The organism is Carnobacterium divergens DSM 20623, assembly GCF_000744255.1.
Classification (GTDB): Bacteria; Bacillota; Bacilli; order Lactobacillales; family Carnobacteriaceae; genus Carnobacterium; species Carnobacterium divergens.
Genome location: NZ_JQLO01000001.1, coordinates 772,383 through 786,864, shown reverse-complemented (window position 1 = coordinate 786,864; position 14,482 = coordinate 772,383). Strand labels below are relative to the sequence as shown.

General features: G+C 35.9%; 13 protein-coding genes. 4 read left to right on the top strand and 9 right to left on the bottom strand.

The genetic code is table 11. The annotated features are described in order from the left end of the window. Positions 1-4: 4 nt before the first annotated feature. Together BR52_RS03875 and BR52_RS03870 are read right to left on the bottom strand one after the other, a co-directional pair. Positions 5-1,474 (bottom strand): YfcC family protein, encoded by a 1,470-nt coding sequence (locus BR52_RS03875; RefSeq protein WP_034573478.1) that lies wholly within the window; start codon positions 1,472-1,474, stop codon positions 5-7. A 342-nt stretch (positions 1,475-1,816) separates the two neighbouring features. Continuing rightward, positions 1,817-2,482, bottom strand: coding sequence for an HD domain-containing protein (locus tag BR52_RS03870; RefSeq protein ID WP_034569358.1), 666 nt, complete (start codon positions 2,480-2,482; stop codon positions 1,817-1,819). A gap of 423 nt (positions 2,483-2,905) precedes the next feature. Here BR52_RS03870 and BR52_RS03865 point away from each other — a divergent pair, with 423 nt between their 5' ends. From BR52_RS03865 to BR52_RS03855, 3 genes are read left to right on the top strand one after another with little or no spacing between them, the layout of a single operon-like run. After that, the gene (locus tag BR52_RS03865) at positions 2,906-4,099 is read left to right on the top strand and encodes a quaternary amine ABC transporter ATP-binding protein (RefSeq protein ID WP_034569357.1); all 1,194 of its coding nucleotides are present in this window, start codon (positions 2,906-2,908) and stop codon (positions 4,097-4,099) included. Further along, the gene (locus BR52_RS03860; RefSeq protein WP_034569355.1) at positions 4,092-4,940 is read left to right on the top strand and encodes an ABC transporter permease; all 849 of its coding nucleotides are present in this window, start codon (positions 4,092-4,094) and stop codon (positions 4,938-4,940) included. Before BR52_RS03865 ends, BR52_RS03860 begins: the two co-directional genes overlap by 8 nt. A 13-nt stretch (positions 4,941-4,953) precedes the next feature. After that, positions 4,954-5,841, top strand: coding sequence for a glycine betaine ABC transporter substrate-binding protein (locus BR52_RS03855; protein WP_115588672.1), 888 nt, complete (start codon positions 4,954-4,956; stop codon positions 5,839-5,841). A gap of 62 nt (positions 5,842-5,903) precedes the next feature. Here BR52_RS03855 and BR52_RS03850 read toward each other — a convergent pair whose 3' ends face one another. From BR52_RS03850 to BR52_RS03825, 6 genes are all read right to left on the bottom strand, one after another. Beyond that, positions 5,904-6,434, bottom strand: a complete 531-nt coding sequence (locus tag BR52_RS03850; RefSeq protein WP_034569351.1) for a PadR family transcriptional regulator — start codon at positions 6,432-6,434, stop codon at positions 5,904-5,906. Between the two features lie 16 nt (positions 6,435-6,450). Further along, on the bottom strand, positions 6,451-7,299 hold the full coding sequence (locus BR52_RS03845) for a sialate O-acetylesterase (protein ID WP_034569349.1): 849 nt from the start codon (positions 7,297-7,299) through the stop codon (positions 6,451-6,453). 183 nt (positions 7,300-7,482) lie between these two features. Continuing rightward, entirely contained in the window at positions 7,483-8,814 is a 1,332-nt protein-coding gene (locus tag BR52_RS12520) for an immunoglobulin-like domain-containing protein (RefSeq protein ID WP_051915624.1), read from the bottom strand. Positions 8,815-8,963: 149 nt separating this feature from the next. After that, complete coding sequence (locus tag BR52_RS03835; RefSeq protein ID WP_034569347.1) at positions 8,964-10,646, bottom strand: ribonuclease J; 1,683 nt, start codon at positions 10,644-10,646, stop codon at positions 8,964-8,966. Between the two features lie 36 nt (positions 10,647-10,682). Beyond that, positions 10,683-11,555, bottom strand: coding sequence for a 4-hydroxy-tetrahydrodipicolinate synthase (gene dapA, locus BR52_RS03830; protein WP_034569344.1), 873 nt, complete (start codon positions 11,553-11,555; stop codon positions 10,683-10,685). A 53-nt stretch (positions 11,556-11,608) separates the two neighbouring features. Then, positions 11,609-12,652, bottom strand: coding sequence for an aspartate-semialdehyde dehydrogenase (locus tag BR52_RS03825; RefSeq protein WP_034569341.1), 1,044 nt, complete (start codon positions 12,650-12,652; stop codon positions 11,609-11,611). 228 nt (positions 12,653-12,880) lie between these two features. On the opposite strand from BR52_RS03825, the gene BR52_RS03820 reads away from it, so the two are divergent. Then, on the top strand, positions 12,881-13,630 hold the full coding sequence (locus tag BR52_RS03820) for an alpha/beta hydrolase (protein WP_034569339.1): 750 nt from the start codon (positions 12,881-12,883) through the stop codon (positions 13,628-13,630). A 17-nt stretch (positions 13,631-13,647) separates the two neighbouring features. On the opposite strand, the gene BR52_RS03815 is transcribed toward BR52_RS03820, so the two are convergent. Beyond that, positions 13,648-14,469, bottom strand: a complete 822-nt coding sequence (locus BR52_RS03815) for a Cof-type HAD-IIB family hydrolase (RefSeq protein WP_034569337.1) — start codon at positions 14,467-14,469, stop codon at positions 13,648-13,650. Positions 14,470-14,482: the final 13 nt, after the last annotated feature.

Below are 14,482 nucleotides of genomic sequence, written 5' to 3'. Positions count from 1 at the left end.
GTACTTACATCACTGCTGCAATGCTTAGTACGATACAAGTCAAAATAAACAAGATGACAATTAATTTTACCATAAATTTCAACCAAATCGTCAAGTCAACCCTTGCTAAAGCCAAACCACCCATGACAACCCCTGACGTTGGTGTAATTAAGTTCACAATACCTGAACCTGCTTGATAAGCCGTTACAACCAAATGCTCTGGCACACCAGCAAAATTCCCCATTGGTCCAATAATCCCCATTGTAGCTGCTGCTAAGCCAGAAGTAGAAGGAATTAAGAAAGACATTGGAATATAGAAAATAAAGGTTAGCACAATAAAGACAACTGAAGATAAGCCACTTAGTCCTTGTTCGCCCCAATGTAAAACAGTCGCTGTTATCATTCCGTCGTTCATTACCACTTGAATCCCTCTTGCAATCGCACAAATTAAAGCGACCCCCAGTAATTCCCCTGCACCACTAATAAAAGTTGAAACAAAATCTTCCTCTTTCATACGATAAACAATTCCAATAATAACTGCCATTAAAAACATCAGCATTGTAATTTCAGTAAAATACCACGTTCCAAAAGGAGCGATATCTTTTCCAATTAATGCCCCCAATAATGGAAGGTTCGTTAACCATGTATTAAAAGTTTCAAAAATGGTCCATTTTGGATTAATCGATGACCACGGAATCAGACCAAAAATCATAATAACAAAAGTTAAAATAAAAAGAGTTAATACTTTTTTTTGTTTTGGTGTAATACTTTCCATATTTTCATTGATTTTAAAATGTTCTAAATCAGCTTCTCGTTGATGATACATTAGAGAAGCTTCTGGATTTTTTTCGATTTTTGATGCGTAACGATACACATAAATAATTCCAGCAGACAAGGTCACTACCAATAAAAGAATCCGCCAAATAATGCCATCTCCTGGACTAATTCCTAATGCTTGTGAAGCCACACCTGTTGCAAAGGGGTTTGTTGTTGAGGCCAAACATCCAATTTGTGAACCAATTAACACAATTCCAACCGCTACAATGGAGTCAAAGCCTACTGCAATCATGACTGGAATCAACAACGGATAAAAGGCCATTGTCTCTTCTGCCATTCCAAATGAGGTACCGCCTAATGCAAATAAAATCATTAAAATGGGAATAAGACGTTTTTCACGTCCCTTATTATTTTTTACCACTGAACTAATTCCCGCGTCCAATGCTCCTGTTTTTGTAATAACCCCTAAAAAGCCACCAATTACAATAATAAAAAATGAAATTTCCATTGCGCCTGGCGTTGTTTCAGTTCCTAGCATCCCTCTAATTGGTGCCATAAAAATATCCCATAATCCTTGTGGATGAGAAGCAGTTTGATGATAAGTTCCTGCAATAATATTGCCTGCTTTAGTGGTCTCATAAGCACCCGATGGGATCAACCAAGTTAAAATAGCAATTGCCACAATAATTAAAAATAAAACGGTATACGATGTGGGCATCGTAAATTTTTTCTTATTCACTTGCCTTCCTCCTTTTGTGGTTCGGAATTGATTGAATGAGTATGCATGTTCTACTCATGTTTATTGTATCACAACCCACAAAAAAACTAGTTTATTAACCTCGTTTTCTAACTAAAAACCCATCTTATTGTAAGCCTTTACTTTCTATTCTTTTACTGTTTCAACAGACTTATTTAAGTGAACCATTGATGTGTAAAGCTTTTCCAACAGTTGCTTAATCAAAAATAGTTGATATGTATAATCATTCTATTTATTCACTACACTCATAAAATAAAAACTTGCTTCTATCATAATATAGAAACAAGTTAATTCTAGAATTTGCTACTTTTCGCCATTCCATTCTGCAAAAAACTCTTTTAAATAGTTTTCCATATACAAATGTCTTTCATTGGCTAATTTTTTTCCAGTAGTTGTATTCATGGTATCTTTTAACTTTAATAACTTTTCATAAAAATGCATAATCGCCGTATCTTCGTTAGAGCGATATTCTGCTAACGTCATGTTCGTTCTTGGTTGCTTTGCCGGGTCGTGCATAGGTCGACCATGATGCCCTGAATAAATCATTGTTCTAGCAATCCCTATGGCTCCCATTGCATCCAATCGATCTGCGTCTTGAACAATTTTCCCTTCAATGGTTTCTAACTGTACTTTGTTCGTTCCACCTTTATAAGAAAGGTTTAAAACTATCGTTAAAATAGCTGTTTGATCTACTAACGCTAGCTTTTGACGCTTCAACCAATGTTCCACTCGTTGTTTCCCGATTTCTGGCGTTACGTTAAGTTTTTCATCAGGTATATCATGAAGTAATGCGGCCATTTCACAAACAAAAGCATCTACCTGTCTTGCTTCTTGCTGTGCAATTTGTTTAGTCAAATTTACCACTCGTTGAATATGAAACCAATCATGTCCGCTTTTTTCGTTATTTAGCGTTTGAAAGACAAACTCTTTTGTATCCTCTAAAATTTGTTTTTTTATTTTATTCGTCACGTTTTCTTTCACCTCCACCCTTTTATTAAACCCGTCATTCTTTTTTAGAATACAATTTTAATAGTAGAAAAACAACTTTTTCTTTATTAAGGTAAGCGGTTTCTTCGTGAAAATAAAATTTTTTTTAAATTCTTTCTAACGACTACTACAATGCGGATAACCCGACTTTTCAAGCTTTTTTTGAAAACAAATCAGTTTTCATTTTCTTTTATTTAATGTTAGAATAATAGACATGCTTTTTAAATCAGGGCATTTTCAATGTACAAAACAGATTAATTGAAACCGAAATAACAAAAAGAGCTTAATCATTTTGATTTACTGCAGGGAAATACTTCCTTGTCTTCTAGGTCATTGTCATTTCATTTTGTTCGTATCGTGTTTTAATTAAACTACAGTGTTTGATTAAAAAAGGAGGAAATTGTTTTGTCAAAAATTAAAGTTGAACATCTTACCAAAGTATTTGGAAAAAAAAGCGCTAAAGCACTTTCGATGTTAAAAGATGGTCAGTCTAAGAAAGACATCTTAAAAGAAACAGGCGCTACTATCGGGGTTGATAACGTAAGTTTCAACGTTGAAGAAGGCGAGATTTTTGTAATTATGGGATTGTCAGGTAGTGGGAAATCAACCTTGATTCGTCTGCTAAATCGTCTGATTGAACCAACATCTGGCGATATTTATTTAGATGATGTTGACTTAGTCAATATGGATAAAAAGACCTTACGCGAAACTCGTCGTAAAAGTATGAGTATGGTTTTCCAGAACTTCGGCTTGTTTCCAAATCGTACTATTTTAAAAAATACAGAATATGGCTTAGAAATTCAAGATATTGATAAAAGCGAACGCACACAACGTGCCAATGAAGCGTTGGATTTAGTTGGCTTAAATGGCTATGGGGAACAATACCCAGACCAATTATCAGGTGGGATGCAACAACGTGTTGGTCTTGCAAGAGCATTAGCGAATAACCCAGATATTTTATTGATGGATGAAGCCTTCTCTGCCTTAGATCCATTAAACCGAAAAGAAATGCAAAATCAATTGTTAGAATTACAAAGTACTGTTCAAAAAACAATTATTTTTATCACTCATGACTTAAATGAAGCCTTAAGAATCGGCGATCGTATTATGATTATGCGCGATGGTGCTGTTGTTCAAACCGGTACTCCTGAAGATATCTTAACGAGTCCTGAAAACGACTATGTTGAGAAATTTATCGAAGATGTGGATCGCTCTAAAGTCTTTACAGCAAGCAATGTGATGATTCGCCCGTCTACTATTTCAATCGAAAAAGATGGACCTCGTGTTGCCTTAAAACGCATGCGTGAAGAAAGCATCTCAAGTATTTTTGTTGTCAATCGTCATCGTGAGTTAATTGGAATGGTTCATGCTAAAGAAGTCTTAGATTTAATCAATGAAAAGAAATCGTCGCTTGAAGAAATCATTCACCGTGACATCGTAACAACTGAACCAGATACACCTATCGCTGATTTGATGGACACTGTTTCAACTATGGCGGTTCCAATGGCCGTTATTGAAAATAACAAACTTAAAGGAATAATTGTGCGCGGTTCTGTTCTGGCTGCGTTAGCAGGAAATGAGGTACCACAACATGTCTAATATACCAATGATTCCAATCGCTGATTGGATTGATTCACTCGTTGAAAACTTAACAAAATTTGAAGGATTCTTTAATGTAATTTCCGTGATTATCGCAAGCATCGCTAGCGTTTTCCAATGGGTCTTTGATATTTTACCAATTTGGCTGTTTATCGTCCTTGTTGTAGCATGCGTTTACTACGTTAACCGCAACGGAAAAAAATGGGGACTAATTGCCTTTTCATTCTTTGGCTTATTGTTTATTTGGAACTTAGGGTTCTGGCGTGATATGACTCAGACCTTAACGTTAGTCTTAACAAGTAGTTTTGTTGCCTTAGTAATCGGCGTACCTCTTGGTATTTGGATGTCAAAAAGCAGAATTGCTGAAAAAATCATCCGTCCGATTCTTGACTTTATGCAAACAATGCCAGCTTTCGTTTACTTGATTCCTGCTGTTGCCTTCTTTGGTATTGGAATGGTGCCTGGGGTTGTTGCTTCTGTTATTTTTGCAATGCCTCCAACTGTTCGTATGACAAACCTAGGTATTCGTAGTGTCCCAACTGAATTAGATGAAGCTGCAGATTCATTTGGATCAACTGGTTGGCAAAAACTTTTTAAAGTCGAGTTGCCAATCGCAAAATCAACCATTATGGCTGGGATTAACCAAAGTATCATGCTTGCTCTTTCAATGGTTGTTATTGCTTCAATGATTGGAACAATGGGACTTGGAACAAAAGTTTACTTTGCTGTTGGTCGTAATGACGCTGGTAACGGATTTACTGCTGGTTTAGCAATCGTTATTTTAGCTATCATTTTAGACCGTTTGACTCAAGCATTTACAAAAGATAAACGAACTCGCTAAGGAGGAATCAATGATGAAAAAATTAATGACGCTGTTATTAGCTGCCTCCTTTTTGATTCTATTAAGTAGTTGTGCTACTGGTCTTGAACCTTATAATGCAAAAAAACCACTTGGTGAACAAATCAATTACACGATTACAGGAATCGATGCAGGTGGCGGTATTATGTCTGCAACGGATAAAGCGATTGAAGATTACAAATTAACAAATTGGCAATTACAACCAAGCTCTTCTGCTGCCATGACAAGTACACTTGAAAAAGCAATCAAAGATAAGCGACCAATTGTTGTAACAGGTTGGACGCCTCACTGGATGTTTACTAAATATGATTTAAAATTCTTAAAAGATCCTAAAGAATCTTTCGGTACTGCTGAAAGCATCCATACGATCGTGCGCCAAGGTTTAAAAAAAGATGAACCTTCTGCTTACACGGTGCTAGATCGCTTCCACTGGACGCCAGAAGAGATGTCTGACGTGATGTTAGATGTCAACAATGGGATGGATCCTGAAAAAGCTGCTGAAAAATGGATTAAAGCAAATCCTGATGCAGTAGCTGAATGGACAAAAGGTGTTTCAAAAGTTGACAACCATAAGTTAAAATTAACCTATGTTGCTTGGGATTCTGAAATTGCTTCTACAAATGTGGTCGCTCTAGTCTTAAACCAATTAGGCTATGACACAACGATTCAGGCAATGGAAATTCAACCAATGTGGGCATCTGTTGCAACGGATGCTGCAGATGGTATGGTCGCTGCATGGTTGCCACGTACTTCTGGAGCCTTTTACAAAGATTATAAAGATAAAGTCGATGACTTAGGACCCAATCTTGAAGGGGCGCAACTTGGGTTAGTTGTTCCAACTTATATGGAAAATATCAATTCGATTGAAGATTTAAAAAAATAATAAAAAGCTTGCTGAATTTCAATTAGTTTGAAATTCAGCAAGCTTTTTTGCGTATAATTTAGTCAACTTTCATTTATTTCCTCATTAGTTAACATCTCTTCAAACCATTCTAAATTCACTATATGATGAGACCTAGAATTTTCTAGCATCTTTCTAAAATAGGTTGGCAACTCCTGCTCGGTTTTAAGTGACTGTTCTAATAAATTAATTCTGTTCTTTGTTTCAGTTAGTTGCTCTTTTACAATTTCTTCAAACTTTTCGCTAGGATATTCCTCAACAAATAGCATCGCACCAAAAAATGATAGTTTAACATAATCGGTTTTTGTTCCGTACTTATGCATCAACTTCTCAAACTCTTTCTCGCCTAATTCAGTCATCACATAGTGGTGAGCCTCATGGGTATTTTTTACGGCTATCGGTTCTATCTTATTAATAAGTCCCTTTTCTTCCATTTGTTGCAAATGATAATAAAAAGAGCCTTTAGTATAATTTACGATATATTTATAGTAGCGTAAGTCCATAAGGGCTAAGAGTTCGTAGCCATACGAGCCTGGATTTTGCTTTAATAGACCTAAGATAATTAATGGAATCAAAAAACAGACCCTCCTTTTATTTTCGAAAAAGATTTCCCAACTTCGCTTCAAATTCAGGATAACTAATAGTTCCTAATGCCATCTCCACACTTGCCAAATAAATTTTTTCCCCTTGGGTGTAGGCTCTTTTGCTTAAATTCCCCAATCTTTTTTCTTCACCTTCTAGCGGTTCCATTACATGTCGGCTGTTATCAAAGGCCTCGAAGTAACGTAAACCAAAGCGACGTTGTGAAAGAGCGTTGATATGAATTCCATCAGGATTTGCTGTCAGTTCTGCTGCAGTCACAAAGTAACAATATTCCTGTTCAAAAGCAACTTTTTGCAAGGCTTGATCAACTGCATGATGTTTTGTACAACTAATTCCAAAACCACTTTTCCCTAAAAAATCAGGCATACCGCCTATCATTAATGGTAGATTAGGAGCATTAAGCTCTGTTCTAAATGCTTTGATAACATGTAATAACTTTTCATAGTAATCTAGAAAACGCTCTGGAGTGCTATCGCTTTCTCCTTGGTGCCAAAGGATTCCTGTTAGTTGACTATTTTCCATCGCAAATTTTGCTTGGCTAATGGCATGACGAAATAGAATTCCATCTGGATGCCATTCATCTATTATACTGCCGCCTTCAGCACAAGGAATTAAACCTATTTGATCTTCTTTATTCTTCTCACACCAAGCTTCAGCGAATGAAGCTGCTAGTCCAACTCCAGCAACAGGACGATCATAGTTAATTGGCTCAGTCATCATTTGCCAACGTCCATTACGAAGCATTTGGATTCTTTCATTATAAATAGGTTGTACCTCTTTGATAAATCCTCGTCCAGCCATATTGGATTGTCCCAACATTAAAAATGAGTGTATCATTAGTTAATTCCTTCTTTCAATCATTATATATAGATAGTCTAATTAGACCGTTCCATCTATTATAGTCTAATTAGACTATATAGGTCAAGTTACAAAGAGCAAGGGCTTTAGAGTAGATAAGAGTCTATCCATTCCAAAGCCCTTCATTTTTAAATTGTTTCTGTTTGAGTTTGAGTTCATTTTTTACGCTGAAGCCTCAATTACCCAATCTACACTTCCACTACTATTTTCACATGTTTGAAGGGTAACTCGCTCTCCCCCACCAGTTCCAATCATTCGATCCCAATAATTGACACCATCGGCTATCCCAACTGCGTTTTGTGTGACTTGATAGATACGTTGAATATGGTAGACTGTCGGATGATTTGCAGCATCGGTGACCACAATTGTACTTCCAATTCCTAAATTCCAAATTCCTGAAAAAGCTCCCGGATTATGACCGATAATGTGGGTATTTAATCCATCTGTTCCTGACTGCACGGCAGCACCACCCCAAGTTGATGCATTTCCAGGATTTTCATCGATATAATTTTGCCCACCACTTTGTCCGGCATTCTCATAATGAATCGATTCCCCCATTAAATTCACTGTTTTTGGTTGATACTGTACTTCTTGAGGAACCGGTGATGGTGCTGCTTCGATGTTCTCCTTTTGGTTGACTAGATTTGCTTGATTTGAAGGACGGCTAATAGCTTGATTTTCTTTTGTTTGAGTAATCGTTGCTTGAGGTTCTTTAATTTGAGGAGCTTTATCTTTTACTGTTACTGTTTTAGTAAGAATTGTTTGATTGCCTGATTGATCTTTCACTTCATAATTCACAGGATATTTGCCTGCTTTATTCCAATCAACTTTTCCTGTCTCAGTGACCTTACTAGTTAAATCGCCATCGTAATTATCTTTTGCACTCACTAATGTCATTACGTCTATTGATTCACCTATATTCGTTATTTTATCTTCTGCACTCAAGACTGGAGGGATTTTATCAACTACTTTTATTTCTGTTATTTTATTAATTTTATTTCCGCTTTCATCATTTGCTGAAATCGTTACATGATTGACACCTATTTTATCTATTTGATAATCAGATATTGTCGATACATTCGTAATGTCTCCATCCAAGTTATCTGTAATAGTAATTTTTTTTCCTAGTTGAAAAGGCTGATGAACTTCTACTTCATAAGAATCTTTAGCACTAATTACTGGTGGTGTTTCATCTTTTACAAGAATAGTAACTACCTCTTCATCAATCGTTTTTCCGGATTCTTTCAAAGCAACAGTTACTTTGTAATCGCCTATTTTATTCGTATTAACGGTTCCTTTTACAACACTCAATTTTAGATTTTTCTGTGAATGTTCAATTTTTATTTTGTTTAAGTTTAATTTTTGATGGTAAGTGGCTTGGATAGCATTTGAAAGTATTTCAGGATTGGTTAATTCTTTATTTACAATTAAACCTAGACCTCCAACTGAAATTGAACAACTTGTAAGTAAGAGTAAAGCAGTTTGATAAGGCATATCCAACACCTTCCATTCCCATTATTTTTTTATTTAAACAGACCATATTCTCTTTGTTATATAATACCTCTTTTTGTTATTTAATAATAATTTAATGCTCAAAAAAGACAAAAAAAACACTAATTCAATTAAATTAGTGTTTTTTTGACTTATTTTCTTTTTTTATTACGGTAACTTGATTCCATAATAATTGGTAAAATAACTGGTCTACGACGAGTTTTTTCAAATAGATGTTTACTTAGAGCTTCTCTAATCTCTTGTTTTAGACGGCTCCACTCAAATTCTTTACGACTTAAGTTTTCTTCAACAACTGTTCGAACAATTTCATTGCTTTCTTTAATTAAGTCTTCATTGGCTCTTACATATACAAAACCTTTTGTTGTTACATCTGGGCCTGAAATAATCTTGCCTTGTTTACGGCTAATCGTTACAACTGCAACAAAAATACCATCTTCGGATAACAATTTACGATCGCGTAATACGATATTGCCAATGTCGCCAATTCCAATTCCGTCAATCATTGTATTGCCCGCTTCAACTTGTCCAGCCATTCTCATACGTCCATCTTTATATTCCATAACATCGCCTTTACCTGGAATAAAAATGTTTTTATGAGGAATCCCAACTTCATTTGCTAATTCAGCATGAGCTGATAATAAACGGAACTGTCCTTTAACTGGAATGAAATAAGTTGGCTTCATCAAGTTAATCATCAATTGTAAATCTTTTTGTGATCCGTGACCTGAAGCTTTTAAATTATCTGAAATTTGTTTTACAGTACCACCCGCGCGGTAAATCATGTCTTCTGTTTTAGCAACAGTCGTTTCCATCGCTGTTGACGTAGTCGTTGTGATATAAATTAAATCGCCTTCTTTAATGTTCACTTGACGATGTCTGCCAAGTGCCATTTTTTGTAAGGATTGAATTGGTTCGCCTAAGTTCCCTGTTTCAAGTACGACAATTTCATTATCTGGATAATTATCGATGTCTTTGACAGGAACGATTAACTCATCACTTGGCAATTCAATTTTATTTAATTTCATTGCTGTTTTAACAATTTCTTCCAAGTCTTTACCGGTAATAAAGACTTTACGTTTTGATTTTTCAGCAGCATTTAAAACTTGCTGAACTCTTAGGATATTACTTGCAACACAGGCTGCAATAATACGACCTTCTGTATTTCTAAAGGTATCTAAAACTTCTCCTGCAATTTTCAAGTCACTTGCGTTTTCGACGGTACTTTCAGCACCTTCGGAATCACTTAGCAAGGCTAAAACATTGTTCTCGCCAATTGAACTGATTTTTGCAAAGTTGGTTTGATACATTGGAATTGCGCTTTGATCAAATTTAAAGTCTCCTGTATAAACGATACTGCCTTCATCTGTTTTAACAGCAATACCGACAGAGTCTGGAATCGTATGGGTTGTTTTAAAGAAACTCACAACTGAATTCCCAAACTCAATCTCTGTATTTTCGTCAATAATATGATAATCGTCAAAGCCTTTTGAAATATGATCTTTTTCAACAAAGAGTTTTGCTAAGGCAATCGTTAATTCTGTTCCAAAAACAGGAACACTGAATTTTTGTAAGAAATAAGGAAGTGCTCCGATTGCATCGGCATGTCCATGTGTTAAAAAGACACCTACAATACGGTCACTATTTTCTTCCAAATAACTAAAATCAGGAATCACAACGTCAATTCCTAGCAATTCATTTTCAGGGTAGATGAGCCCACAGTCTAAGATGTATATTTCTTCTTCCACTTCAACGATGTATAAATTTTTACCATTTTCACGAACACCGCCAAGTGCGATTATTTTAATGTCGCTCATTTTTTCACCTCTATTACTTTCTTTTAATTGTTCTTTTTAAATTTCTAATGCATTAAAAATAGCTTGCTCTTCTTCCATAGTACAAGGAATTAACGGCAATCTTAGGGAACCTACAGAAATACCTAAATGATTTAAACTCGCTTTAACGGGCGCTGGGGACGAAACGGTAAATAGGCTGTTCATTTTAGGAACAAGGTTACGATGAATTCTTGCTGCATCTGCTACTATACCTTCTTCTAATAAACGATACATCTCAGCCATTTCATTTCCTAAGACATGACTTGCAACCGAAATAATGCCTGTTGCTCCGATACATTTAGCAGGAAACGTTAGATTGTCTTCTCCAGAATAAACTAAGAAATCAACTGGCGCCCCTTCAATAATTTCACTCATAGCATCAAGTCCGGCACATTCCTTTGTCCCAATAATTGAATCAAATTGAGCTAATCGAATCGTTGTTTTTGCATCCATTGAAATTCCAGTTCGACCCGGAACGTTGTACATCATAATTGGCAAGTCACTTGCATTCGCAACGGCTTTGAAATGTTCATATAACCCTGCTTGACTTGGTTTGTTATAAAATGGAACCACTACTAAAGCAGCAGCAATGCCTTTTATTTTTGACACTTCTTTGGTAAATGCAACGGTTTCTGCTGTATTATTCGAGCCCGTTCCAGCAATGATTGGCACGCGTCCTGCCACAAATTCAACTGTTTTTTGATAAAGTGTCAATTTTTCATCATGAGTTAACGTAGGAGATTCTCCTGTAGTGCCACCAACGACTAAACCTTGGGTACCATTAGCTAAAAGATAGTCTATCAAAGCTTTTGTCTTTTCATAGTCAATGTCTCCTCTATCGTCAAATGGAGTTACCATTGCTGTCATTATGTTCGCCGTTTTGATTTCCAAAATCAATCATCCTTTCTTTCCGTTAACGAGTTCCCTTTTCTTACATCCTTAATTTAAATTTTAACTAAATCAAGTTTGTGTAAACTTTCAGCGATTTGAATTGAATTCCAAGCAGCACCTTTTAGTAAGTTATCTGATACAACCCACATATGGAAGCCTTTGTCTTCATCTAAATCTTTACGAATTCTGCCTACAAATGTCTCTTTTTTACCAACAGCTGTTAATGGCGTTGGATAAGTTTGCGTGTCTGGATCATCTTGTAAAACCACACCAGGAGCAATCATTAATTCCTGTTGAATCCCAAAGACTGTCGCTAATTCATCCTCTACTTCAAAATAAATCGATTCAGAATGTCCTGAAACAACAGGAATACGAACACAAGTGGCAGCAACTTTAATCGTTTCGTCTGCCATAATTTTTTTCGTTTCATTCATCATTTTCCACTCTTCATAGGTATAACCCGCATCACTAAACACATCAATTTGAGGCAATGCATTAAACGCGATTGGAAAATGTTTTTGATCGCCACTACAAGGTAAAATATTGGCTTCATAACCTTCTTTGTTTAACATGTGTTGCGCTTGGTCTTCCATTTCTTTGATAGCTGAAATTCCTGCTCCACTGACAGCTTGATAAGTAGAGACAATAATTCTTTTTAAACCGTATTTTTTGCGAATAGGTTCTAACGCTACCATCATTTGAATCGTTGAACAATTTGGATTTGCTATAATTCCTTGATGGGTTCTTAACGCTTCTTCATTCACTTCTGGCACAACTAGAGGCACATTTAAATCCATTCGATAAGCACTTGTATTATCAATCACTACTGCTCCACGCTTCACTGCTTCTGGGGCAAATTGTTTTGAGATGCCTCCACCTGCACTAAATAAAGCAATATCAATGCCTTCAAAAGAGTCCGGTGTTGTTTCTTCGATTACTAATTCCATTCCTTTAAAGTTCTTTACTTTTCCAGCAGATCTTTTTGATGCTAGTAATGTTACACTTTCAATTGGAAAAGTTGCTTCTTCTAACATTTCCATCATTTTTGAACCAACGGCTCCAGTTGCACCTACAATCGCAATATGATATCCACTCATACAGACAACTCCCTATTTTTTTGTTTATAGTTTATACATGACTTTTAAAACGTTCTTACTTTTGTCGTTTCTCATTCAAGTAATTAAAACTTGAATCAGACAAATGTAACCACCTCATATTTTACCATAAATGCGCCTTAAATCATACCTAACTTACCTTTTTGTGTTAAAATACAAACAGCTTAATTTAATTTTAAGAATTAATTTTAAAAAGGATGGGAATTTATCATGAAGCGTACAACAAAAATTGGACTAGTTAGCATACTTGTCTTGATTACTCTAACGTTAGGAGGTCTTTTAACACTAAATCTACTAACATACTCCCCTAGCCCACAAGCAGAATCTGCTTTAAAAAGTGATGCTACTGTGAATGTGAAAACAACTTCTAATGCGACTGTTTTTACACCCACTAAACACAAACAAAAAATCAGTGTTTTATTTTATCAAGGTGCTTTAGTAAAAGAAGACAGTTATAGCATTTGGGCTAAAAAACTTGCTGTTGAAGGAGGTTATACTGTTTATCTCATTCACCAACCGTTTCATTTAGCCGTTTTAAAAAGTGAAATTGCTACTGACATTATTCAAGAAAATAGTATTAAAGAGTACGTTATTGGCGGTCATTCACTAGGAGGCGTTATGGCGAGCCGTTTTGCAGAAAGCCACCCTTCAACCAACCTAAAAGGTGTTTTCTTTTTAGCCAGTTATCCTGATGAAAAAGGGTCGCTAGCAAAAACAACTTTACCCGTTCTTTCAATTACCGCAGATCATGACGGTGTCTTGAATTGGGATCGTTATAAAGAGGCAAAAAAAGACTTACCTCCCACAACGACATATCAGACAATCACAGGAGGAAATCACGCTGGCTTTGGCAGCTATGGACCACAAAAAGGAGATACTTCAGCTTTGATCTCCAACAATGAACAGCAAACGATGATCTCAGATTTACTACTTGACTGGCTAGATACAATTACTAAGTAATCCGAAAAACAGGTGACTCAGTCACCTGTTTTTTTTAGAATCAACTCATGGATAGCATAAGCAACTCCATCTTCATCATTTGATTTCGTAATAAAGGTCGCTAGTGCTTTCATTTCTTCTGTGCCATTTTCCATTACGACTGCATGTCCGGCATACTCTAGCATACTCCGATCATTTTCCGCATCTCCAATCGCCATCACTTCATCTACTTGCAATTGCAACGATTCCGCAAGGCTTTGTAGTGCCTTTCCCTTACTGGCTTGTTTATTTAAAAATTCAAAGTTATAAGGTACGCTTCTAACCATATAAAAGTCATCCTTAAACGAAGCTGGAAGTTCTTGAATCAATGTATCAATTTCTGTTGGATCTCCTAAAAACATTCCTTTTGTCACTAAGGTATCTGGCGTTAATTTATCCACATCAAGATACGTTAAATGCGTATGTAGCAATTTAGCATCATCTACTACAAGCTGAGATGGAGTAAGAACTGTGTGGTACATTTCCAACTCATCAAAAAAAGTTAATTGGGCTTTTTGATTGTTCGAAAATTGATAAATGCGCTTCACTTGATCGACTGTTAAGGTTAAATGATTTAACACTTTTTTTGATTGGGTTTCTTGTACTAAAGCACCGTTTTGTGTAATGGCTATTGTTGTTGAATCGAGTAAATCTAATTTTTCTAAATACGGAGCAATCCCCACAAGCGGTCTGCCTGTACATAATACAATTGTAACTCCACTGTTTTTTGCTAATTGGATTGCCTCACAAACATTTTGAGTCAAGCGATGGTCACTCGTTAAAAGTGTTCCATCAATATCAATAGCTACTAATTTGATCATTTTAATTATCCAC